Here is a 22,449-nt window from a genome sequence, read left to right as displayed (position 1 = left end):
TGGAATGAAGAAACTTTTGTCTCTAGGCTTGTTGTGCAGTGCACTGGTATTAGCTGGATGTGCCAGTCATGGCACCGGCACCGGCGGTGGCCAGACTGAGGTATATGGTCAGCTTAAAGGTGGGGTGGAATCGTCTCATACTGGACATTAAGTTTACGACTTAAGTCATTTGGCTGGTATAAGCTATTGTCGTATATGAATTACTTAGTGTCGTAAAATAGTTATATCTTGCAGTTGGAAAGTGCAAAATTTACATGGACTGGCTGTTATGGTGGTAGAGTGAAGTTGGCTTAGCGAAACAGTTTTAAACTAACCACGAAGGATATGATGATGAAAAAGTTATTGGGAATCGGTGCTTTACTGGCAGCTCTGTTACTGTCTGCCTGTGCTACGACACATTCTGCCTCTAAAGAAGCGCCTTATAGTGATGTAAATTCGGCAGTTGAATCTAACTGATTGCTGTTCTGATAAAAAGTGGTTGTCTTTGCCAACAGGATTTATCTGGCAAAAGCAATCACTTTTTTGTTTTATATTATTGATTTTTGAATAATAAATAACAGTTATACAGTCTGGCAAACATTGTGATAATGGTTATAGATGGCCAGTTAAGAAGCATATAGAACAATATAACAACAGGTATTGGGTTTAGCTTTAATGTCACGCTAATTATATAAATATAATCAGAATTGTGTGGCTTGAACTAGCAGCAGAAATATATCGCTGCTAATTATTTTGCTTAAATGCAGGGAAGCTTGAAATTTCATTCAGAAGTATCGGAGCACGCCTTCTTTTCCCGCTGCTACACGCAAAATGCCTGACTGGCAGGTTTTTGTTAAAAGGGATATATGGCTGCGGGTATTTTATTTACCCAGATTCAAATTTTATATAAACGTTTAATTTTACCAGCCAGTGGCAATATAGCCAGTTGGCTGGCTTAAATCATTATTGCTATAGCCATCTTAAATCTGTGATTGTGAACGTAATCTTGAATAAGGCAGCACTAGTTTGTAATTTTAGTGGTCAGCTGAGTCTTCTACGTTAACCAATGGAGTAGTTGAACCATCTGCATTTACCTCCAGCAGAATAACCCCACATTGAGCCGATGTGGAAGACGCAATAGCCTCATAATCTCTACCCGGTCTGGCTACAAATGTAAGCTTGTTACTCTGGCATGATGGCTGATAAGTAATTATTTTTCCATCATGATGGGTATTGTTAACGTTGGTTAGGCCGATAATGGCATTGGATATGGTAATAGGTACGTTGGCCGGGATAGTGAATTCACGGTAGTACAGTTTGGACAGATTATGATTATGCTGTCTCATGGTATCCAGCGTATTCGTGGCTGGTATGCCAATAGTGCTATTACGGGCTACTCCCAACATGGAAGCAAACGCTCCGCCCAGATTGCCGCCGGTAGATTCTTTTACCTCATGCCCCTGAAAGCTGTATTTCATATTGGTAGGCTTGCCATTTTGCCCGAATATACGTATCCGCGCCTGTGGTGTTGCACCATCCGGCGCATCCTGTGCCATGGCAAGATTAAAGTTTAGGGTTAATAAAGTGCTGATTATGATGAATTTAATCAGACTTGGCTTAGATTTGATTTTTTGGGTAATAAACATATGGCAACTCAGAGAATAACTTTGTTGGAAAAAACAGCTTAAAGTGATGCGATAAAAGTATTTAACAAATATTACTATATTCATGTCAATAAGCTTATATACAAGCTGTTCATATCAGTTGTGCCGTTGCCGGCATGGATGTAATCAGAATTGGTTATGATATGCCTGATTCATGATTGTTGCTAATTGTTTGTACACATTGCGACAGTATTAATCATTGAAAATTTATTGGTGGTTTATCACGCGGCAACGGCGAGGCTAAGTATAGAAATCATTTCCGGACATGGTATGGTACTGTTGCGGGATTGTATCCGTACTAAATGGATATTTGTATGGTACAGCCAGCACGCTGCTGATATCGGGATTATAGGATGATTGATGTGAGAGAAAATAAATGTGTGTGCCTGTATCACAGTAATCAGACAAAATAAAACCGTCATCAGATGGTTTCATGCTGGTTATTGGTGACGCAGTGGCTGGTGGTATTCAATGGTATTGCCATCGATAAATATAATCAGCATCTGCCTGATCGAATGCGAATTTAACTTTAATAACCGCAATCAAAATCTGTATACGATTCTACTCAGGCCATTTGAGCGCCAGCCGATTGTTACATCTATAGCCAGATTAAAATAAAAACGGGCGCAGAAATATTTGCCCGTTTTTGTGTACTGGTTTGGTGCAGATTAGGTTTGGCTACCGCCAACGGTAAGACCAGCATCAATACGTAAAGTGGGTTGTCCCACGCCTACAGGAACGCTCTGGCCGTCTTTGCCACATACGCCTACACCGCTGTCCAGACTGGTGTTATTGCCAATCATACTGACGTGTTTCAATACCTCAGGGCCGCTGCCGATGATGGTGGCACCTTTTACCGGATATTGTAGCTTGCCGTTTTCAACCCACCATGCTTCTGAAGCGCTGAATACAAACTTGCCGCTAGTAATGTCTACTTGCCCGCCACCAAAATTTACTGCATATAAACCTTTATCAACAGACGCAATAATTTCTTCAGGATTAAGCTTGCCGTTTTCCATATAGGTATTAGTCATACGCGGCATCGGTGCTGAGGCATAGTTTTCACGGCGGCCATTACCGGTTACCGGTACACTCATCAGGCGGGCATTGGTTTCGTCCTGCAAATAACCGCATAAAATACCGTCTTCAATCAGCACGGTGCGTCTGGTGGCATTGCCTTCATCATCTATATTCAGTGAGCCACGACGTTCAGCAATATTGCCCTGATCCACCACAGTAACACCTTTGGCGGCAACACGTTCACCCAGACGGCCAGCAAATGCACTGGTACCCTTACGGTTAAAATCGCCTTCCAAACCATGACCAACTGCTTCATGCAACAATACACCCGGCCAGCCGTTACCCAATACCACAGTCATCAAACCTGCTGGTGCAGGACGTGCCTCCAGATTAGTTAGTGCCTGTGCCACAGCCGTATCCACATACGATTTGAGCATGGCTTCATCAAAATAGCCCAAATCAAAGCGGCCGCCACCGCCACTGCTGCCTTGTTCACGCCGCTCTCCCTGTTTGGCAATCACAGTAACGGATAAACGTACCAGCGGGCGGATATCTGTATGTACCCGTCCGTCCAGCCGAGCCAGATAAATCAGTTCGTGTTCACATACCAGCCCGGCCATTACCTGCACAATGCGTGGATCTGCTGCTTTTGCCAGTGTTTCTACTCGCTGCAATAAGGCCACTTTGGCTGCCGCATCCAGACTCAGCATCGGATTAGCCATCCCATACAGCGGTTTGGCCAGTGGCTGCGTAGTTAAACCAACGGAGCGTTGCTGGCCGGCCAGACCAATCGCCCGTACCGCCTGCGCAGCATTGGTTAATGCCTGTACATTCAGATTATCGGCATAGGCAAATGCCGTTTTTTCCCCGCTTACCGCACGCACCCCCACGCCTTGCTCAATCTGGAAACTGCCTGATTTCACCATGCCTTCTTCCAAATGCCAGCTTTCATAGGTACTGCGCTGGCAGTAGATATCGGCATAATCAATGTGGTGAGCTCCCATCAGTGACAATGCATGAGTAAAATCAGCCACAGCCAGCTCGTTATCGGCCAGTAGCTGTTGGTGAACAAATTGAGCAGTTTGGGTAGAGATAGACATGAGCAATAACAAGTTGGGTGGTGATAAAAAGCACAAACAGGAAAAAGGTTTAACCACAATGCAATTGTGGGCAATTATACCGAAAACAAGCTGTCTCTGTGTGATAGCCATCAGTCATATCAACAGCAGAAATTGTATTGTTTTAGTGACAGGAAAAAACATTATGTAAAAATTACTATAATGATATTGATAATTATTATCATTATATTATAATGTGTCTTACCAGTTAGTTAGCGATAGTTAACTGGTAATGACCTCAAAAATTTTTAACCTATTTTCAGGAGCGAGCTAACGATTAGCGTTAAATTTTGCATCAAAACTCAAAAACCGAAAACACCAAACCCACTGATAATTCAGTGGGTTTGGTGTTTAAAAAACACATTTTCAGCAATCAGACCAAATTATCACTGGCATAGCCTTGCGGATTGAGCTCCTGCCAGCGCCAAGCATCCGCCATCATACAGGCCAGATCACGCTGTGCCTGCCAGCCCAGTTCTTGTGCTGCGCGTTCAGGATTGGCATAGCAGCTGGCGATGTCTCCGGCACGGCGCGGAACAATCTGATAGGGAATTTTCTGGCCGCTGGCTGCTTCAAATGCGCGTACAATTTCCAGTACCGAATAGCCCTGACCCGTACCCAGATTGTAAATATGCACCCCCGGCCGGTTGCCCGTAGCACGCATTGCACTTAAATGCCCATCGGCCAAATCCATTACATGAATATAATCGCGTACGCCTGTACCATCGGCAGTAGGATAATCGTCACCAAATACCGATAATTGTGCCAGCTTGCCTACCGCTACCTGACAGATATACGGCAGCAGATTATTCGGAATACCATTCGGGTCTTCGCCAATCAGGCCGGATTCATGTGCACCTACCGGATTGAAATAACGCAGTAAGGTGATACTCCAGCGCACATCTGCCGCCTGTGTATCCATTAACATCCGCTCCACCATATATTTGGAGGTGCCATATGGATTGGTTGTGCCACCGGTAGCAGCTGTTTCATCAATCGGAACTGTATCCGGCGTACCGTATACGGTGGCGGAAGAGCTGAACACCAGATTAAATATTCCTGCTTTCGCCATTTCTTCCACCAAAATCAAGCTACCACTGACATTATTATCATAATATTTCAGTGGTTCGCGCACACTTTCACCTACGGCTTTCAGGCCGGCAAAATGCAGCACATGCTCAATGCTGTGACGGGCAAATATATCTTGCAGCAAGCTGCGATCGCGGATATCTCCCTGATAAAATGTTACTTCTTTACCCGTAATCTGGCTTAAACGCGGGAATACCGCAGGTGAAGCATTGCACAGATTATCAATAATAACCACCTCGTGGCCGTCATTGAGTAATTGTACAGAGGTATGGGAGCCGATAAAGCCGGCGCCGCCTGTTACCAGAATGGCCATAAACTATCCGTAATGATTTTTAAATAAAACAAAGCAATAACCAGCAATCAGGCAGCAGTGCGCCACCTGTCTTGTCTGACTACATTAATTAATAACTCATGTGTGAGCAACTTACTGTAATTATAGCCTGATTGTATTAAACCGAGAGTAGATTAATAAAGCGTCACTAATTTTTAGCGGCAAAGGATGTTAGCCAGCACCAAAACGTAACAGCATAATTTACCTGAATAAGTTCTGGCAGCAATGTATGGATGACTATTTAAGATGTTTTTTACCAACACTGCGCAAATAATGGCTATTTATCATTAGAATAATATTTACACATATTATTCTTTGGTGTACATTTGCAGTACTTCACTACTGCTAGAGCTAGCAGTTAAACAACTTTCAGCAATGTATTATTTCTATATTGTAGCTGTATTAATTTTCTTTCTTTCAACAACCACAAAAGCAGCCCGATTCCGGCTAATCTGCACATGTTTATTTCTTTCTCAAATAAATAATAATTATTTTTTTGAAGAAAAATACGCAAAATCATGTGATATCTGATTACAGATTATATTTATTTAATATGCTTATTAAATTATTTTTGCATCAATGTCATTGAATCAATGCATATTACATATGCATAAATAATCTGAATAAGCTCTATATCATATTTTATTAATGTTTATAACTACACAGATTTAGACAAATGGAAAAATTTATAAAAATATTGGATGAAAAAGGCATTAAATATACGGTTGTAAATGACGCTATCAGCGTACATCAAAATCTAAATTTTTTTCAAACCAATCTTAAATATTTACCTGCTAATTTAACAGTTTATGGTGGTCTAAACTTATCTTCTACTAAAATAAAAAAGCTGCCTGATAATTTGACTGTTCAAGGGAAGTTATGCTTAGGACGTACACAAATTAAAGAACTACCGGCAGATTTAAAGGTTGGCGGTTATCTGTATTTGAGTTATACCGATATCACAATATTGCCAGAAGATTTAACAGTGAATGGTGATTTGAGTATACATTGCACTAAAATTGAGAAATTGCCAGAAAATTTAACTGTAGTCGGTAATCTTGATGCTTCAGAAACCGCCATTACCAAATTACCAGACAAGTTCAATATAAAAGGCAGTATATGTCTGAAAGATAGCAAAATCAATATTTTACCTGATAATTTACAGGTAAATGGTGATCTGGATTTAAGCAATACACAAATTAATAAACTTCCGGCAAATCTCAATGTGGCCGGCAGCCTGAATCTGCATAATACTAGAATAAACAAACTTCCTGATGATTTGGTTGTAGGGAGAAGTCTGTATTTAAGTGGCACTGATATAAAAAAATTGCCGCCTAATTTAACTATTAATAGAAACTTAAGTCTGGATGGCACAAAAATAAAAAAATTGCCGGCAAATCTTACTGTAAACGGCTGGCTGTCCTTAGCAAACACGCAAATCTATCAACTATTGAAAAATTATAATGGCACATTTAATAATCTGGATTTAACTTTGTATAGAATAAAGAAACTTCCAGATAATATAAGAATAAGAAATGATTTAAATCTGGAATTTTCCGATATCAAAAAATTGCCAGACAATCTAAGCATAAATGGTGATTTAATTCTGGCGGAGTCGCAGATTGAGAAATTGCCAAAAAATTTAAATGTAGGCGGGGCACTATATCTTGAATGGACTGGAATTAAAAAGCTGCCAAAAAACCTTAGCGTTGGCGGTACTCTAGATTTGCGAGGAACCAAAGTTAAAAAATTACCCAAAAATTTCAATGTTAAAAATGGACTGAATATCAGTTTTACCGCAATTGACAGGCTACCGGAAAATCTGCAAGAAATAAATGAACTGGTTTTAACCGGTACCAAAATCAGAAGTTTACCTGATAATCTGCGCATAGAAACTGATTTAACAATAAGTGAAAGCAAAATAAAAAAACTGCCAGACAATCTATATGTAGGTGATACACTTGATATAAGCAAAACCAAAATTAAATCTTTGCCAGCAGGTTTGAAAGTAGGAAAATGCATGATACTGAATGACACTAAAATCAGTAAATTGCCGAATAATTTGAAACTTAGTCATGGCATAAATCTAAAAAATACTGCCATCAGATCTTTGCCTGAAAATCTGGATGTCAGATGGCTACGTCTGAGCCTTAACAAGATAAAAAACATTGCCTATCGAAAAAACTGTACTTCTAAAAAGAAAACGATTTTTGCTGCCTATCTGCATAAAGAGTTTAAAATTTTTATGAATGAATTCCTCATTGGCAATCTGGAACAATTCGAACAGTATGCTGACAAAGAGTTTTACAAGCCAGAAGCCAGTGAACTTAAACAGGCAGCAAGAGATTGTGTTGCGCAGTTGCAGCAAAAACTATCTGTTAAATAATATCTGCTGGTCTATGTGATTGTTTGATTCAGGTAATCATCAACTGATGGTTACCTGAATTTAGTAAAAATCTCAGGATATCCATTTAAGCATGGTTGAAGTATTTTAAAGGGAATGGAATTGGATTCGGAACACAATAAATCCAAATAAGCAGAAAAATTTTGCTGATAGACAAAAAAAGAAAAAATATGAGTATCAGAAATTCACCCCTTATACTGATGTAGATTCAGATGCTTATCAAGCAGCATTCGATTATGTATTTGAATACGAATATGTCAGAAATGTAGCAATATCAGGCGTATATGGTTCGATTAAAAGCAGCTTGATTGAGTTGTATAGGAAGCAGATTAAACGTATTCAAATAGGCAAACAAACGCGAAGATGCAGGCCAGAGTTAAAACAAAAAGTTTTTATAGGGTCTTTTTAGACCCTGTTATCTAATGCTGAATGCTATGAGTACTGCGGTGATTAAAAATCATTGATGCTGATTTTTATTGTCAGGTGTATAGCGGGATTAGATAAGTTTGAGCTGTTTTAGCGATAGTTTCAGAAAAGCATAGAAAATAGGCGCAAATACCAGCCCGATTACGCCAAACAGGGTTTCGGACAGTACCATGGCAATAAGTAGCTCACAGATGCCGGCATGGATTCTGGTGCCTACTATTTTGGCATTCAGTATGTATTCGACTTTGTGAATAATGATTAGGTATGCCAGTACGATTACGGCAATCCAGAATGAGATGGTAAAGGCCACCAGACACATGATGGTATTAACTATCAGGTTACCGATGATGGGTATCAGGCCAAGTATAAAGGTGGCGAGTATCAGGCTTTTGCTAAATGGCAGATGGATGCCGAATAGGGGTAAGACAACAAGCAGGAAGATAGCAGTCATAATGGTGTTAAACAGGGCGATTATGACTTGCGAGAAAGCGACGTACTGGAATACGAGTATTAGGCGGTCAAGACCGTCTTTTAGTGCCTGCATGTAGATGGTGGAAGTGGAGGAAGTCTCGGTGATGTTGCGTTTATTTTGTTGATAGCCCGCTATTAAGCCGATAATCATGCCGATGATGATGATAAGTAGTGAGTGGAATAGTTGTTTGATTACTGACTGAAGATATAGGACATGTTCTTTGATGAAGTTTAGCGCGTTGGCACGTAACTCAATCAGGTTATCAGGCAGATAATTACTCAGTTCTTTAGGCAGGGAGTTGGCTATGCTGTTAAATAGGTTTTGAATGTGGGTGAGGGTTTGTTGCGGGTCTTTGGCTACGCTGATGACCCAGCTGATGAGATAGCCAAAGCTGCCAATCAGTAAAACCATGATGAGCAGTGAGAGCAGTAATACGGAAAACAGTTTTGCTTTGTTACCCCAGCGGTGCATTTTTCTGGCCAGAAAATCTTCGAGCTTCTGGGTAAGGGTATAGGTGAGTAAGCCAGAAATAACCCCGGACATGAGGTGTGTCTGCATAAATATGATGAAAAATATTGAATACAGTACGACGAAAAACAGGCCAATTTTTTGTTGCTCGTTTAACAGCATGGTTTATTCCTAGTTAGCTCTGACTGGGCTGCTTGGGGGTATTTATGGTATCGCAGGCTGGTGTTATTCTGTGTAAATGGAAAAGGCTCGGGTTACGGATAAATCAGGTGGGTGATTTTCTGTTCCAATATGATAATGCTTTATGTGTTATTTAGCTATTGCTGTTAGGGTGGCTGTGCTTTATTTTGGACAAAATTCATCCTGCTGGCTGTTCTGCTGCCAGTGATATTCGATTCTGGTTGCAATTTACTGGGCGGTATTTTTGTCGACTCTGTCTTGTACGAATGCTAAGGCCATGTCCATGCCGGCACTGATGCCGGAAGAGGTATAGTATTTACCGTCTGTTATCCATCTGGCTTTTTCTACCCAATGGGTTTGTGATGATGAGGTTTTTACCCAATCGAAGGCACGTTTGTTGGAAGTTGCCCGTCGTCCATTGAGTAATCCTGTTTTGGCCAGCAGGGCGCTGCCGGTGCATACGGTTAGTACATACTGGCTTTTTTGCGCCAGTAACTTTAGCTGGTTTATAAAATCGGTGTGTTGAATCAGGATGCGGGCGCCCTGTCCGCCGGGGATAAAAAGTGTATCAATATTTGCCGGGATGGCAGTAAAGCTTTCGGTAGCAATGCACACGCCATCCTGATTGCTGACTGGACCGCCGTTCTGGGTGTAAAACTGTATATTCCAATCTGGTACTTTGCCAAATATTTCTACAGGACCAAATACATCCAGTGTTTCAAAATTTGGATAGAGTAGTGTGGTAATTTGCATGTGTTTTTCTGGGGACACTGAAAGCCTGTTGTCCGAGTTAAGTAGTTTGATTGGTAAATAGAATAACATTTTCTCTGGTTGATGGCTGGTTAATTTATCAGGTGATTAAGGGGATTGTTGTAATTAGGTCTGCCCGAATGATTTTTATCTGAGCTGGTGGATAGGGAATATGTTGCAATCAGGATGATAATTTGAGGCTGAAATATATATTGCGGCCAGATCCGAATACGGTTTTACCTAAATAGGGATAATATTTTTTATTGGTTGTCGATGGTGAGGCTGGGTGTGAAACCTTGTTGTTGCCACAGTTGCTGTGAGGGCTTTTGATGTGGTGGGTATTATGGTTGATCCACGCGCTAATATGTCGAACAGCCAGTTATTATTTTGGGCGACTGGTTGATTGAGGAGGTGGTTCTGAAATTGTTGTTGGTATGGAAATATTTAATTAGTAAACCAATATTTTGGTCGATATGCAGGAAGTGGCTAGTATCAGATAGTTAAAACAGTCAGGCGTTATGTGGTTAGGCCTGACTGTTAGTAAGTTATGTAGATTTAGTTGTTTTCGATAATGCGGTTGTTCAGTGGCTGGATAGGGCGGTTATTATTTTTGGCCAAATATTGGGAGATGTCTTCGATTTCTGCTTTCGACAGGGTAATGGGTTGCCGGAATAATATCCATGTTACTGATTCGCTGCATGGCGGGGTGGTGAGTGAGCCGGTATAGCGGTAGTAACTACGGTTGTGCGGGTAAAGTTGTTCCGGATTGAATAAGATGTTGGTGTTTTGGTTACTATTTTTGGCCAGTTCTTTGAGTATGGCCATTTTTTCAAAATAGGAGTTTTCTTTGCTTTCCTCTACAAATACGGTAACTACAAGATGACTGTGGTCGGCTGCCTGATGGACAAAGTGTAATTCTAGCGGATAGCGTACACCATTGATGGTGTGCTCAGCTGGTTCGTGGGCGTGAAACTGAACCAGTGTGTAGACTGTGTTGTTGTAGGTAAGGGTGCTGTTTGAGCCAAAGTAAAAATGAAGTGAATGGCCGTGGTTGGCTATTTTGTTAATGTTGGCATGACGATAGTTAAATTTCAGTTTGGGTAATTGCTGGTTGGTTTTGCTGGCAAAGATGTCAATCGGCGATTGGGTTTTACCAGTGGCGCAAGTATGCGCATCAGCTATTTTTCCCCAGTTTTCCGGTGCGTTATCGCCTTGATAACTCCAGTGGGCATGTTCGGCCACGGCTGAGGTAGTCAGACCAAGGCTAAGACATAATACTAAAATGATTTTTTTCATGATGTGAGTGTTGTTAGTATATTAGTTATTTGGTTTATTCATATTAGGTAATTAATTGTACTATTTTTGTTGCGAAAGATAAATTTATTGTTAATTTAAGCATGTCGCCATATTATGTTTCTTTTTTCTGGTGTGAGTGATGTTGACTCTGGATTCTAAGTTACCTGCGGTGGGGACAACAATTTTTAGTGTGATGTCGGCACTGGCGGCAGAACATGGTGCACTGAATTTGTCACAAGGATTCCCAGATTATGCGGTTGATCCGAAGTTAATCGGGTTGGTTGAGCGTTATTTAGGTGCCGGTACTAATCAGTATGCGCCGATGACTGGTGTGGCCGTATTACGTGAGCGCATTCAGGAAAAGTTCCAGCGGGTGCATGGGCTGCTTGTTGATGCTGAGCAGGAAATTACGGTTACTGCGGGAGGAACTGAGGCGATTTTTACGACTATTGCTGCATTGATTCGCCCGGGTGATGAGGTAATCAGTTTTGAACCCGCTTATGATTGTTATGCGCCCGCGGTAACTTTGTTTGGTGGCACGATGAGACCGGTACGACTGGTTGCACCGGAATTTGCTGTAGACTGGGATTATGTTAAATCATTAATTACGCCGCGTACGCGGCTGATTATTGTGAATAATCCGAATAATCCGGCCTGTCGGGTATTCAGTATGGCTGACATTGCTGCTTTGGCTGAGGTGGTGCAGAACCATAATATTTTTGTGCTAAGTGATGAGGTGTATGAGCATTTGGTTTTTGATGATATTCAGCCACAAACTCTGTTAAGACATCCATTGCTGCGCGAGCGGACTTTTGTTGTGGGTTCATTTGGCAAGCTGTTACATGCAACTGGCTGGAAGGTAGGTTATTGTGTGGCTGCGCCGGCACTTATGGCAGAATTTCGCAAAGTACATCAGTTTAATGTGTTTAGTGTGCATACCCCCACGCAGTATGCTATTGCTGATTATCTGGCCGATGCGTCACACTATGAAAATTTAGGCCGGTTTTTCCAGCAGAAACGTGATTTTCTGCTGGCCGGTTTGCATGATTCGCGCTTTAGGGTGTATGTGCCTCAGGGAACGTATTTTATTGTGCTGGATTACAGTGCCATCAGTTCTGCGCCAGAAAATGAGTTTGTGCGTGAGCTAGTGATTCAGCACCGGCTGGCGACGATACCTTTGGCAGCATTTTATCATGATGGTTTTAGCCAGCAGTGTGTGCGGGTATGTTTTGCCAAGCAACAGGAAACGCTGCAACAGGCAGTAGAATTATTGTGCGCGGTATAGAACAGAATAGTTAGAAATATGCAGAATAGACCATTGGGAGGAGACTGTGGCAATACCTGAATCCAAAAATGAATTAATAGAAGCGATAAATAAGAATTATGCATTATTAATCAAAAAATTGATGTCTGTTCCTGCGCAAAAGGCATTTGAACCTCTTATGCAAGGACATGTTAAAGGCAGTACGATGAGTGTGGCACAATTGGTTTCTTATTTAATTGGCTGGGGAGAATTAGTATTGTCTTGGCATGTTCAGGAAGAGAAAGGGCAGGAAATCATTTTTCCTGAAGTCGGTTTTAAGTGGAATGAATTAGGACAATTAGCGCAGAAATTTTATTATGACTACAAAAATATAAATGATTATAATGCGTTACTTCGTCTTTTGGACAAAAATAAAAATGACATAATCAAGCTTATTGAAGGCTTTAGTAATGAAGCTTTATATGAGGTTACTTGGTATGGTAAATACACGCGAGGACGAATGATTCAACTGAATACATCTTCTCCGTATAAAAATGCGTCCGGTCGATTGACGGCATTACTTAAAAAACTTGGTAGTTGAGTTGTTCAGTTTTTTTAAGCGGAATTTAATTAGGTCTGACTGGTTAATAAATAATGGCAAATAGCTGAAACAATCGAGTTGAAAAGTATATTTTTTTCTTTTTACAAGTCTATACTTAAACCCTAATTTTTCATGCGCTTTGTGGTCATGAAAACGGCCAGATCAGTGAGCACAGGGGAAGTAATATCCAATGCTGTAGAATAATTATAAAGGCATATTTGATGTGGATTTGTGTGTATCTACCATTGCCATTGATGCAACGTTGCCCAGATTAAAGAATGATTTTGGGCAGTTTTGCTGATAAGCAGTATCTCTTGCTCTGGGAATAACTGTCCCAGCATGTTCAGCAAAGTGATAATGGCGATTATGGATTGGGTTTAACTAAGTATAAGCAGGTTCAGATATTAAACGGTTATTTGTTACGACGTTTGGCGCGTGGATGGGTGCTGTCATAAATTTGTGCCAGATGGTTGAAGTCCAGTTTGGTGTATTGCTGGGTGGTGCTGATAGATTTATGGCCGAGCAGCTCTTGTACGGCACGGATATCGTGAGCACTTTGTAACACATGGCTGGCAAAACTGTGCCGCAACATATGCGGAGATAGGTGGCGGTCGCTGCTATGGGTAATCGACCAGACATTCAGGCGATTCTGAATTTGGCGTGCACTCAGGCGTGTGCCACGCTGGCTGGTAAATACCGCGTTTTCGCCGGCAACTGCGTATCGGTGGGGCAGGTAGCGCTGTAAGGCTGCGATACTTTTTTGGCCTAAGGGAACCTGACGCTGTTTGTTGCCTTTACCTTGCACATGTACCCAGTGTTCATCCAGCATCAGGTGGTGTAAATCCAGTTGTACCAGTTCGCCCAAGCGTAAACCACTGCCATACAGCAGTTCGAAGATAGCCTGATCACGCAGCGATAAGGGATCGTTGGCCGTGGGCTGGTCAAAAGCATGATTGAGTTTTTCAGCCGGTACTGCTTTGGGTAAGCGTGCGCCTGCTTTGGGTGCTTTAATGTTGCTGGTAGGATTGGTGGTAATTTGCCCCTGCTGTTGTAGAAAATTAAAGTAAGTGCGCCATGTGCTCAGTTTGCGTGCCAGTGAGGCAGGCTTATCACCCATGCCACTGAGCTTTTTCAGTGCGCCAACCAGATGCAGGCGAGTAATGCCGGTGGAGGTAAGGTTAGCGGGCAAAATCTGACTTAGCTGAATCAGATCACGGTTATAGGCTGAGCTGGTTAACGGTGATAAGCCGCGCTGCTGTAGGTGCTGGAAAAATTCATTCCACAGTATCCAGTTCGGAGAAGGTGCTGGCTGCATTTAATGACTCTGGGCAAGGGCGTTGCGAAAAATTTCCGGTGTACGGCTGATACGCTGGCGCTGGTAGTTAAAAAAGGCCATATTGGTTTTTACCATGGCAATGGCTGTGCCATCATTGGTTCGGCGAATGCGGTAAACCAGACCGAAACCAGTATTGTTCAGGTCGGTTATCCCCAAATCAAAGTCGAGTTTATCACCATAAAAACCCTGTCCCTGAAATTGTAGTGCCGCATCCAGCATAATCAGGCCGGTGCCACCGGCATCCATCTCACTGAAGCCTAAAGACGCCAGTAAACGCAGGCGTGCCTCATGGCACAGGCGCAGTATGGCATCATTGGCCAGATGGTTACCATAATTAATATCGCCGATATGTACACTGATGCAGGTATGAAATAACCAGTGTTCAGGTGGTTCGATATGAATGCGGCTCATGGATTATCCTTACTTAATTTAGGCTGGATAGTAACAGGTTTTACAATGCCCTGGGCTGGCCGGTGTTTGCAACAGACAAATTTGTGCTAAGCTTTGTCAGTATTTTTCTGGTTATATAGCTGTTTTTCAGTTTCTTACGAACAGGATTATGTTTGTTGAGCAGGGAGAATCACGATGTATCACAAAATTATGGTACCGGTAGATGAAAGCGCAGCCGCCATGCGTGCATTGCAGGAAGCAATTATGCTGGCCAGATTATGTAATGCTGTCTTGCGTGTGGTTAATGTTGTGGATCTGGCTCAATTTAGCTGGGGTGGTGTTGGCGCGTTGCCTTCTGAAGAAGTACGCAAGGCAGTAAATGCAGCTGGTAAGAAAGGTTTGGAACAGGCTGAGAAATTGCTTAAAGAATCTGGCTTACATCATGAAATTGAGGTGGTGGAAAGTGCCGGTGACAAGATAGCCGATATGCTGATTCAGGAAGCTACTGAACACAATGTAGACTTACTGGTGATGGGTACCCATGGCTTTAGTGGTTTTATGCATATTTTAATGGGTTCAGTTGCGGAAGGTGTTTTACGCCAGTCTGATATTCCCGTGATGTTATTACGTGTACGGGATGATGATTAATTAGCTGTCCGCAGTTATCAGTCAGACCAGACAGTGTAGTAGGTAAATGCCAGAACTAGATGCTGTCTGGCATTGCTGCATGTGCACCTTATTATATGGCCAGTAAGTCATTGGCGCAGATTCGGATTATGTTGCAGTGACTCAAGCGCAATATTAATAAAATTGGGTGCGATGCTGGTTATATCTATGGTATGCGGAGTTGTTAGCCATAAGTTCGTCAGCCCCATGAACAGTGCCTGAAAGTACAGGGCAGCCTGCTGGATATTGATATTTGCGGGCAGAACATGTTGCTGACAGCACACCTGAAACACAGCACACAAGTTCTGCCACCATAAATTTTGGTATTTTTGCAACAATGCGACTATGGCACTGTTGTCGGCGGTATGTTCACAATTCAGATGCAGTATGTAACAGAATTTACAGTAATTATCATCAGCCGCCATGCGCTGAAACATCTGTTTTAATGCCTGCATCAGGTTGTTTAATGCATTCGGGGAGCTGGTGTCGATGTCATGTTGTAGCTGCTCGCTCAATTTACTGAAAAATTGTTGGAATAATGCATCAAACAGGTCTTCTTTATTCTTGAAATGCCAGTATAAAGCACCGCGGGTGACACCGGCTGCGCTGGCAATCTCCTGTAGCGAAGCTCGGCTGACGCCACGCCGATAAAAAATGTCCAATGCCGCAGCCATAAGAGCCTCTTTGGTTTGCAGGGATTCCTCTTTGGTCTTGCGCATAATAAATTTCCGTTAATCTGTAAATTAAATTTAGGCAAATCTGTATTTAATCCAGATTAGCACAGGTTTTTTTGATTAAAATAACTAAAGTATTAAATTTATTACATCTGGTATACATACATTGTTGCATGTATAATGCGCAGCGTAAAGCCATTTTTATTTAATCGTCTGTTGTCGCATCGCAGATTGCCTGAAGTTTCTGTTCTGGCTGCCTGTGGTGTCGATACTGGCGTTATTTGTGTCATATTTTTAGCACAGCAGAGTAAAAATTCATTTAATCTTTAAGTATATATGCACATATTGAGGTGAGTATGGGAACGAATCGAAGAGCAGATAAATGGCGCATCAGTGCGATAGTACTTGCCAGTGCGCTGGCATTGGCTGCCTGTGGCAAAAAAGAAAATGCACCAGCGCCACAAGCACCAATGGTCAGTGTACTGACTGTACGTCCGCAAACGGTAACTATAGATACCGAGCTGACTGGCCGTTTAAAACCGATTCGCGAGTCAGAAGTGCGTGCCCGTGTAGCCGGTGTTTTGCTGAAACGCTTATTTACAGAAGGCACCTATGTTCAACAAGGGCAGCCATTATTCCAAATTGACAATGCGCCTTATCTGGCCTCCCTGCAATCTGCGCGCGCCAGTTTGGCTACAGCACAGGCCAATGCAGCGAAAGCTGATGCCGATGTTGCCCGGTATCGCCCGCTGGTAGCCGCTAATGCCATCAGTAAACAGGAATTTGATCAAGCGATTGCCCAACAGCGTCTGGCACATGCACAAATTGACAGTGCACAGGCTGCAATTAAGTCTGCACAGATTAATGTTGGCTACGCATATGTACGTGCGCCGATTTCAGGACGCATTGGTAAGGCACTGGTTACTGAAGGTGCACTGGTTGGCCAGAATGATGTTACTAAACTGGCTCTGATTCAGCAAACCCATACTTTATATGTTGACCTGACCCAGACGGCGACACAGGCGATGAAAATCCGTCAGGATATTGCCGCGGGCAGAATGAAAACCATCAATGGTGCTGTGGAAGTAGCCATCAAGCTGGATGACGGCAGTGAATATCCGCAAAAAGGTCGTCTGCTGTTTACCGATATGACTGTGGATGAGGGCACGGGCGAAGTTAAAGTACGTGCCGAAATTCCAAATGATAACGATATGTTATTGCCAGGCCAGTTTGTGCGGGTAGAAATTCCGCAGGCTGAAATCCAGAATGCCATTGTGGTGCCTCAGCAAGCGGTAACCCGTGGCGCCAGCGGTGATACTGTTACTGTGGTTAATGCCGATGGCAGTCTGGCTATTCGTCCGGTAACCGTTGTTCAGCAAAAAGGCACAGACTGGGTAATCAGCGGTGGTCTGCGCGCTGGTGATAAAGTAGCAATGGATGGACTGGCACTGGTGCAATTAACCGGTGCGAAGAAAGTTCAGACCCAGCCGTGGAAACCGGCATCAGCCAATGCTCCGGCAGCAGCTCCTGTTCAGGCATCAGCTCCTGTTCAGGCTGCCTCTGCACCTAAGGCCTCTGCGGCATCTGCCTCTCAGGCCAAGTAAGGAATATGTAATATGTCACGATTTTTTATTAACCGACCGATTTTTGCATGGGTGGTGGCACTGTTCATCATCATTGCCGGTATAGTGTGTATTACCAAGCTACCTGTTGCCCAGTATCCGACTGTAGCACCTCCTTCCATTACCCTGACCATTGCCTATCCGGGTGCCGATGCCCAGACTATTGAAGATACTGTATTGTCGCGTATTGAACGTGAGATGAATGGTCTGGAAAATCTGGATTATATGGAGGCCAAATCACTGTCCAATGGTACAGGTACATTAACCTTAACTTTCTATCCGGGTACCGATGACGATATCGCCCAGATGAATGTGCAGAATGCCTTGTCTCGGGCAGAGCCGCGTTTGCCTGCCATGGTGAAACAGACTGGTGTACAGATTGCCAAATCACGCAGTAACTTCCTGATGGTAACCATGTATACCAGTGATAATCCCAACCTGACACCGGCAGACATGGCAGACTACGTGGCACGTAACATTCAGCCGGAATTACAGCGTATTGACGGTGTGGGTAACGTAATGGTGTTCGGTTCCGAACGTGCCATACGTATCTGGCTGGATTCAGACAAATTACGCAGCGTGAATCTGACACCGGGCGCTGTTAATGCTGCGGTGGCGGCACAGAACCAGCAGATTTCTGCCGGTAGTCTGGGCGCCTTGCCATCTCCTGACAATATTCAGACCACAGCGACCATCGTCGTTCCCGGCCAGCTAAAAACTGTTGAACAGTTTGAAAATATTATTGTCAAGGCCAATACCGATGGTTCGCTGGTACGCCTGAAAGACGTTGCCCGGGTAGAGCTGGGTAAACAGGATTACTCTACTGGTGCGCGTCTGAATGGTAAAGACGTGGTAGGTGCCGGTATTCAGCTAACCTCCAAAGGTAATGCACTGGCAACAGCCAATGCCGTTAAGGCCAAACTGGCTGATTTGCAGAAGTATTTTCCGGCTGGCATGAGCTGGTCTGCTCCGTATGACAGCTCTACTTTTGTAAGTATTTCTATTGAAAAAGTGGTACATACACTGGTAGAAGCCATCGTACTGGTATTCTTGGTAATGCTGCTGTTCCTGCAAAATATCCGCTACACCCTGATTCCGACCATTGTGGTACCGATTGCCTTGCTGGGTGCCTTTTCCATCATGTATGTTGCCGGTCTGTCAATTAACGTACTGACCATGTTTGCCATGGTGCTGGTAATCGGTATTGTGGTCGATGATGCCATCGTGGTGGTGGAAAACGTTGAGCGTATTATGGCGGAAGAGCATTTACCGCCCAAACCGGCTACCGAAAAAGCCATGGGACAGATTTCCGGCGCCGTGGTAGGTATTACCGTGGTACTGATTACTGTATTTATCCCGATGGCGTTTTTCTCTGGTTCTACCGGTAATATTTACCGCCAGTTCTCTATCGTTATGTCAGTGGCCATCTTCTTCTCTGCTTTTCTGGCACTGTCTTTGACACCGGCTCTGTGTGCCACTTTGCTCAAGCCGATTGCCGAACACGAGGCCGAGAAAAAAGGTTTCTATGGCTGGTTTAACCGCAAATTTAACAGTGGCACCAAAAAATACGAATCCAAAGTAGCATACATGCTGCATCGCAGTGTGCGCATGTTTATCATCTATGCCATTCTTACCGGCTGTGCACTGTTTGTGATGGGGCGCCTGCCGACTTCATTCCTGCCGGAAGAAGATCAGGGTTACTCTATTGGATTGATTCAGTTACCACCGGGCGCTACCCAGCATCGTACACTGGATACCTTCAAGAAAATGGAAGACTTCACGCTCCATCAGCCTGAAGTGAAAAATATGGTATCAATATTGGGCTTCAGTATGACTGGTCAGGGGCAGAACGTAGGTTTGAGCTTTCTGGTACTGAAAGACTGGTCTGAGCGTGACGGCGCAGAACACAGTGCCAACTCACTGGCCAAACGCATTACCGGTGCCATGATGGGTTCAGTTCGTGATGGTTATATCTTTGCACTGGTGCCACCATCCATCCCTGAACTCGGTACCAGTACCGGTTTCAGCTTCCGCCTACAGGATCGTGGTGGTAAAGGCCATGAAGCATTACTGGCAGCACGTAACCAGCTACTGGGCATGGCGCGTGAAAGTAAAGTGCTGACACAGGTACGTCCGGATGGCATGGAAGACGAACCTCAATTACAGATTGATATCGACCGTGATGCAGCTAATGCACAAGGTGTTTCATTTGGTGATATCACCACCGTACTGAGTACCGCACTGGGTTCCAATTACGTAAACGACTTCCCGAATAAAGGGCGTATGCAGCGCGTGATTGTACAGGCCGATGTAGCCTCTCGCATGACACCGGAAGACCTGAGCAAACTCACTGTTAACAATGCACAGGGACAACCCGTTCCCTTGTCTGGCATCATGAAAACCCACTGGATCACCGGTCCGGCGCAAACAGTCCGCTATAACGGCTATACCGCCATGTCTATTACCGGTAATGCAGCTCCGGGTTACAGTACTGGTGATGCCATGGCCGAAATGGAAAAAATGGCCAGCAAACTGCCTGATGGTTTTGGTTACGAATGGACAGGTCTGTCCAAAGAGGAAAAAGACGCCGGTAACCAGTCTACCGTCCTCTATATGTTCTCCCTGCTGGCGGTATTCCTCTGTCTGGCCGCACTGTATGAAAGCTGGACAATCCCACTGTCTGTTATGCTGGTGGTACCACTTGGTCTGCTTGGCGTAGTATTGGGCACATGGCTGCGTGGCATGGAAAACGACGTCTATTTTCAGGTGGGGCTGATTACCGTGATTGGTTTGAGTGCTAAAAACGCCATTCTGATTGTGGAATTTGCCAAAGAGCTGCAAGAGCAGGGCAAATCGCCACTGGAAGCTGCGCTGGCCGCTGCGCACCTGCGTTTCCGCCCGATTCTGATGACCTCTATCGCCTTCATTATGGGTGTAGTACCGTTGTATTTTGCCAGTGGCGCTTCTTCTGCCAGTCAGCGTGCAATTGGTACCAGCGTATTGTGGGGGATGTTAGTAGGTACCTGTCTGGCCGTATTCTTTGTGCCCGTGTTCTACTCAACTGTACGTAGCCTGTTCAGCAGACAAAAGAACGATAAAGGTGGCCATACGCCTGATAACAGCAAAAACCTGCCCATTACCGTAAACAGTGATGGCAGCGCGACCGTACAGACAGACAAAGAGGATAAAGCATGAAACACCTAGTAAAACCTACCCTGCTGGCTGTATTAACAGCCGGGGTAATGTCTGCCTGCTCAATGGCACCGCGCTATCACCAGCCACAAGTAGAAATGGCAGAAACTTTCCCCCGTGCAGCTGCCAACAACCAGCTGGCTGGTGCTGTAGCGGCGGCTAATCTGGGCTGGCAGGATTATTTTGCTGATGAACGCCTGAAACAGATTATCAGTCTGGCATTGACCAATAACCGTGATTTGCGTGTGGCTGCCTTAAACGTAGAAGCTGTACGTGCCCAATACGTTATCCAGCGCGCCGATCGTCTGCCTGCGCTGGCTGCTACCGGCAATGGCGGCCGTTCCCGTGTTGCGCGGGATTTGAGTGCCATGCGTGACGCTACTGGCCAGCAAACCAGCTATATTGCTGAATCGTATAATGTTGGTTTGGGTGTTACCGCATTCGAGCTGGACTTATTCGGACGGGTGAAAAGCCTGTCTGATGCAGCTCTGAATCAGTATTTCCAGCAGAAACAGGTACGCGATTCCACCCAAATCAGCCTGATAGCCAGCGTGGCCAAAGCCTACTTTAATGAACGCATCGCTCAGGCACAAATGGACTTATCCAATCGTGTCTTGATATCTCGTCAAGAAAGCAAACGCCTGACCGATCTGCAATTCAAATCGGGTGTGATTTCACAGGTAGAAGTCGATGTAGCCGAAGCGCAAATTGAAGCCGCGCGCGCAGATTATGCAGCCGCCAAACAGGCACGTGATCAGGCGCATAATGCCTTAACCCTGCTGGTAGGCAAACCATTACCAGATGACCTGCCCGCAGCAGCACCATTAAGCCGCCAGTTTGTTAATGCCGAACTGCCGGTAGGCTTGCCGTCTACCATTCTGTATCAGCGGCCGGATGTACGTGCAGCTGAATTTGCACTTAAATCCGCCAATGCCAATATTGGTGCAGCACGGGCAGCATTTTTCCCGCGCATCAGCCTGATTGGTGGCATTGGTTCTGGCAGCAATGATATTGGCCATCTGTTCAATGGCCCAAATCGTACATGGAGCTTCACACCGCAGATTACCTTGCCGATTTTCACCTGGGGGCAAAACAAAGGCAATCTGGATTTAGCTACTGCACGTAAAAACATCGCCGTGGCACAGTATGAGCAAACAGTACAGGCTGCTTTCCGTGATGTGGCTGATGCACTGGTAGCACGCGATTCGCTGCAAAAGCAGTATGAAGCGAAACTGCGTGGCGAGCAGGCACAAACCAACCGTTACAGACTCACCCAGCTGCGTTATAAACATGGCATTGCCAGCTCACTGGAACAGCTAGACGCCGAGCGCGACAGCTACGCAGCCCAGCAGGCATTGCTCCGCACCCAGCAAACCCTGCTGGAAAACCGTGCTGATATCTATAAAGCACTGGGCGGTGGTCTCAACCAGCAAACTGTAGCACCAGCTGCAAACACCACCGTAACCACAACAACTACCACCACAACGACAACGGTGCAGTAATTGTGACCTCAGTCAGGATGGCTGGC

The 22,449-nt window shown here is 44.2% G+C and carries 19 protein-coding genes; 10 read left to right on the top strand and 9 right to left on the bottom strand.

Annotated elements, in window-relative coordinates:
- The first annotated feature begins 4 nt into the window (after positions 1-4).
- Positions 5-151: a hypothetical protein gene (locus tag J6578_RS03730; protein WP_180296291.1), complete on the top strand. Its 147-nt coding sequence runs from the start codon at positions 5-7 to the stop codon at positions 149-151.
- A 179-nt stretch (positions 152-330) separates the two neighbouring features.
- Positions 331-456: a hypothetical protein gene (locus J6578_RS03725; protein WP_255356354.1), complete on the top strand. Its 126-nt coding sequence runs from the start codon at positions 331-333 to the stop codon at positions 454-456.
- 557 nt (positions 457-1,013) lie between these two features.
- Here the strand turns inward: J6578_RS03725 and J6578_RS03720 are convergent.
- The 3 genes from J6578_RS03720 to galE form a co-directional block, all read right to left on the bottom strand.
- The gene (locus J6578_RS03720) at positions 1,014-1,625 is read right to left on the bottom strand and encodes a hypothetical protein (protein WP_287953922.1); all 612 of its coding nucleotides are present in this window, start codon (positions 1,623-1,625) and stop codon (positions 1,014-1,016) included.
- 686 nt (positions 1,626-2,311) lie between these two features.
- Positions 2,312-3,763, bottom strand: a complete 1,452-nt coding sequence (gene tldD / locus J6578_RS03715) for a metalloprotease TldD (protein ID WP_287953921.1) — start codon at positions 3,761-3,763, stop codon at positions 2,312-2,314.
- Between the two features lie 391 nt (positions 3,764-4,154).
- Complete coding sequence (galE, locus tag J6578_RS03710) at positions 4,155-5,183, bottom strand: UDP-glucose 4-epimerase GalE (RefSeq protein ID WP_287953920.1); 1,029 nt, start codon at positions 5,181-5,183, stop codon at positions 4,155-4,157.
- A 694-nt stretch (positions 5,184-5,877) separates the two neighbouring features.
- Between galE and J6578_RS03705 the strand changes: the two genes are divergently transcribed.
- Both J6578_RS03705 and J6578_RS10290 read left to right on the top strand, forming a co-directional pair.
- Positions 5,878-7,587, top strand: a complete 1,710-nt coding sequence (locus J6578_RS03705; RefSeq protein WP_287953919.1) for a leucine-rich repeat domain-containing protein — start codon at positions 5,878-5,880, stop codon at positions 7,585-7,587.
- A 124-nt stretch (positions 7,588-7,711) separates the two neighbouring features.
- Positions 7,712-8,014, top strand: coding sequence for a YobI family P-loop NTPase (locus tag J6578_RS10290; protein ID WP_353846653.1), 303 nt, complete (start codon positions 7,712-7,714; stop codon positions 8,012-8,014).
- Between the two features lie 87 nt (positions 8,015-8,101).
- On the opposite strand, the gene J6578_RS03700 is transcribed toward J6578_RS10290, so the two are convergent.
- The 3 genes from J6578_RS03700 to J6578_RS03690 all read right to left on the bottom strand — a co-directional run bounded on the left by J6578_RS03700 (position 8,102) and on the right by J6578_RS03690 (position 11,197).
- Entirely contained in the window at positions 8,102-9,133 is a 1,032-nt protein-coding gene (locus J6578_RS03700) for an AI-2E family transporter (protein ID WP_093092579.1), read from the bottom strand.
- A 246-nt stretch (positions 9,134-9,379) separates the two neighbouring features.
- Entirely contained in the window at positions 9,380-9,904 is a 525-nt protein-coding gene (locus tag J6578_RS03695; RefSeq protein WP_287953918.1) for a DJ-1/PfpI family protein, read from the bottom strand.
- Between the two features lie 552 nt (positions 9,905-10,456).
- A complete protein-coding gene (locus J6578_RS03690) occupies positions 10,457-11,197 on the bottom strand; it encodes a carbonic anhydrase (RefSeq protein ID WP_287953917.1) in 741 nt (246 codons plus the stop codon).
- A gap of 139 nt (positions 11,198-11,336) precedes the next feature.
- On the opposite strand from J6578_RS03690, the gene J6578_RS03685 reads away from it, so the two are divergent.
- Positions 11,337-12,482 (top strand): methionine aminotransferase, encoded by a 1,146-nt coding sequence (locus tag J6578_RS03685; RefSeq protein ID WP_100149378.1) that lies wholly within the window; start codon positions 11,337-11,339, stop codon positions 12,480-12,482.
- A gap of 46 nt (positions 12,483-12,528) precedes the next feature.
- Positions 12,529-13,041 carry a ClbS/DfsB family four-helix bundle protein gene (locus tag J6578_RS03680; RefSeq protein WP_093092587.1) on the top strand — a complete coding sequence of 171 codons (513 nt, stop codon included), beginning with the start codon at positions 12,529-12,531 and terminating at the stop codon, positions 13,039-13,041.
- 412 nt (positions 13,042-13,453) lie between these two features.
- Here the strand turns inward: J6578_RS03680 and J6578_RS03675 are convergent, their stop codons facing one another.
- The gene (locus J6578_RS03675) at positions 13,454-14,356 is read right to left on the bottom strand and encodes a tyrosine-type recombinase/integrase (RefSeq protein ID WP_239363720.1); all 903 of its coding nucleotides are present in this window, start codon (positions 14,354-14,356) and stop codon (positions 13,454-13,456) included.
- Positions 14,357-14,788: an acyl-CoA thioesterase gene (locus tag J6578_RS03670; protein WP_239363722.1), complete on the bottom strand. Its 432-nt coding sequence runs from the start codon at positions 14,786-14,788 to the stop codon at positions 14,357-14,359.
- Positions 14,789-14,962: 174 nt separating this feature from the next.
- On the opposite strand from J6578_RS03670, the gene J6578_RS03665 reads away from it, so the two are divergent.
- Complete coding sequence (locus tag J6578_RS03665) at positions 14,963-15,415, top strand: universal stress protein (RefSeq protein WP_037406790.1); 453 nt, start codon at positions 14,963-14,965, stop codon at positions 15,413-15,415.
- Between the two features lie 107 nt (positions 15,416-15,522).
- Here the strand turns inward: J6578_RS03665 and J6578_RS03660 are convergent, their stop codons facing one another.
- Entirely contained in the window at positions 15,523-16,152 is a 630-nt protein-coding gene (locus J6578_RS03660) for a TetR family transcriptional regulator (protein WP_287953916.1), read from the bottom strand.
- 311 nt (positions 16,153-16,463) lie between these two features.
- Between J6578_RS03660 and J6578_RS03655 the strand changes: the two genes are divergently transcribed.
- The 3 genes from J6578_RS03655 to J6578_RS03645 are packed head-to-tail and all read left to right on the top strand — an operon-like array spanning position 16,464 to position 22,423.
- Positions 16,464-17,711 carry an efflux RND transporter periplasmic adaptor subunit gene (locus tag J6578_RS03655; RefSeq protein WP_037406795.1) on the top strand — a complete coding sequence of 416 codons (1,248 nt, stop codon included), beginning with the start codon at positions 16,464-16,466 and terminating at the stop codon, positions 17,709-17,711.
- 12 nt (positions 17,712-17,723) lie between these two features.
- Positions 17,724-20,924 (top strand): efflux RND transporter permease subunit, encoded by a 3,201-nt coding sequence (locus J6578_RS03650; protein ID WP_093092597.1) that lies wholly within the window; start codon positions 17,724-17,726, stop codon positions 20,922-20,924.
- Positions 20,921-22,423 carry an efflux transporter outer membrane subunit gene (locus tag J6578_RS03645; RefSeq protein ID WP_100139500.1) on the top strand — a complete coding sequence of 501 codons (1,503 nt, stop codon included), beginning with the start codon at positions 20,921-20,923 and terminating at the stop codon, positions 22,421-22,423. The genes J6578_RS03650 and J6578_RS03645 overlap by 4 nt, the downstream gene beginning before the upstream one ends.
- Positions 22,424-22,449: the final 26 nt, after the last annotated feature.

It is taken from the genome of Snodgrassella sp. (genome assembly GCF_024103505.1).
Taxonomy (GTDB): domain Bacteria; phylum Pseudomonadota; class Gammaproteobacteria; order Burkholderiales; family Neisseriaceae; genus Snodgrassella; species Snodgrassella communis.
This window is presented reverse-complemented; position numbering and strand designations above follow the sequence as displayed.

Bases quoted from the DNA above. Each gene is read 5' to 3' on its own strand.
- J6578_RS03650 (WP_093092597.1), top strand. From the start codon at position 17,724: ATGTCACGATTTTTTATTAACCGACCGATTTTTGCATGGGTGGTGGCA.
- J6578_RS03695 (WP_287953918.1), bottom strand. From the start codon at position 9,904: ATGCAAATTACCACACTACTCTATCCAAATTTTGAAACACTGGATGTA.
- J6578_RS03690 (WP_287953917.1), bottom strand. From the start codon at position 11,197: ATGAAAAAAATCATTTTAGTATTATGTCTTAGCCTTGGTCTGACTACC.
- J6578_RS03655 (WP_037406795.1), top strand. From the start codon at position 16,464: ATGGGAACGAATCGAAGAGCAGATAAATGGCGCATCAGTGCGATAGTA.
- J6578_RS03700 (WP_093092579.1), bottom strand. From the start codon at position 9,133: ATGCTGTTAAACGAGCAACAAAAAATTGGCCTGTTTTTCGTCGTACTG.
- galE (WP_287953920.1), bottom strand. From the start codon at position 5,183: ATGGCCATTCTGGTAACAGGCGGCGCCGGCTTTATCGGCTCCCATACC.
- J6578_RS03660 (WP_287953916.1), bottom strand. From the start codon at position 16,152: ATGCGCAAGACCAAAGAGGAATCCCTGCAAACCAAAGAGGCTCTTATG.
- J6578_RS03720 (WP_287953922.1), bottom strand. From the start codon at position 1,625: ATGTTTATTACCCAAAAAATCAAATCTAAGCCAAGTCTGATTAAATTC.
- J6578_RS03670 (WP_239363722.1), bottom strand. From the start codon at position 14,788: ATGAGCCGCATTCATATCGAACCACCTGAACACTGGTTATTTCATACC.
- J6578_RS03730 (WP_180296291.1), top strand. From the start codon at position 5: ATGAAGAAACTTTTGTCTCTAGGCTTGTTGTGCAGTGCACTGGTATTA.
- J6578_RS03675 (WP_239363720.1), bottom strand. From the start codon at position 14,356: ATGCAGCCAGCACCTTCTCCGAACTGGATACTGTGGAATGAATTTTTC.
- J6578_RS03645 (WP_100139500.1), top strand. From the start codon at position 20,921: ATGAAACACCTAGTAAAACCTACCCTGCTGGCTGTATTAACAGCCGGG.
- J6578_RS03725 (WP_255356354.1), top strand. From the start codon at position 331: ATGAAAAAGTTATTGGGAATCGGTGCTTTACTGGCAGCTCTGTTACTG.
- J6578_RS03705 (WP_287953919.1), top strand. From the start codon at position 5,878: ATGGAAAAATTTATAAAAATATTGGATGAAAAAGGCATTAAATATACG.
- tldD (WP_287953921.1), bottom strand. From the start codon at position 3,763: ATGTCTATCTCTACCCAAACTGCTCAATTTGTTCACCAACAGCTACTG.
- J6578_RS03665 (WP_037406790.1), top strand. From the start codon at position 14,963: ATGTATCACAAAATTATGGTACCGGTAGATGAAAGCGCAGCCGCCATG.
- J6578_RS03685 (WP_100149378.1), top strand. From the start codon at position 11,337: ATGTTGACTCTGGATTCTAAGTTACCTGCGGTGGGGACAACAATTTTT.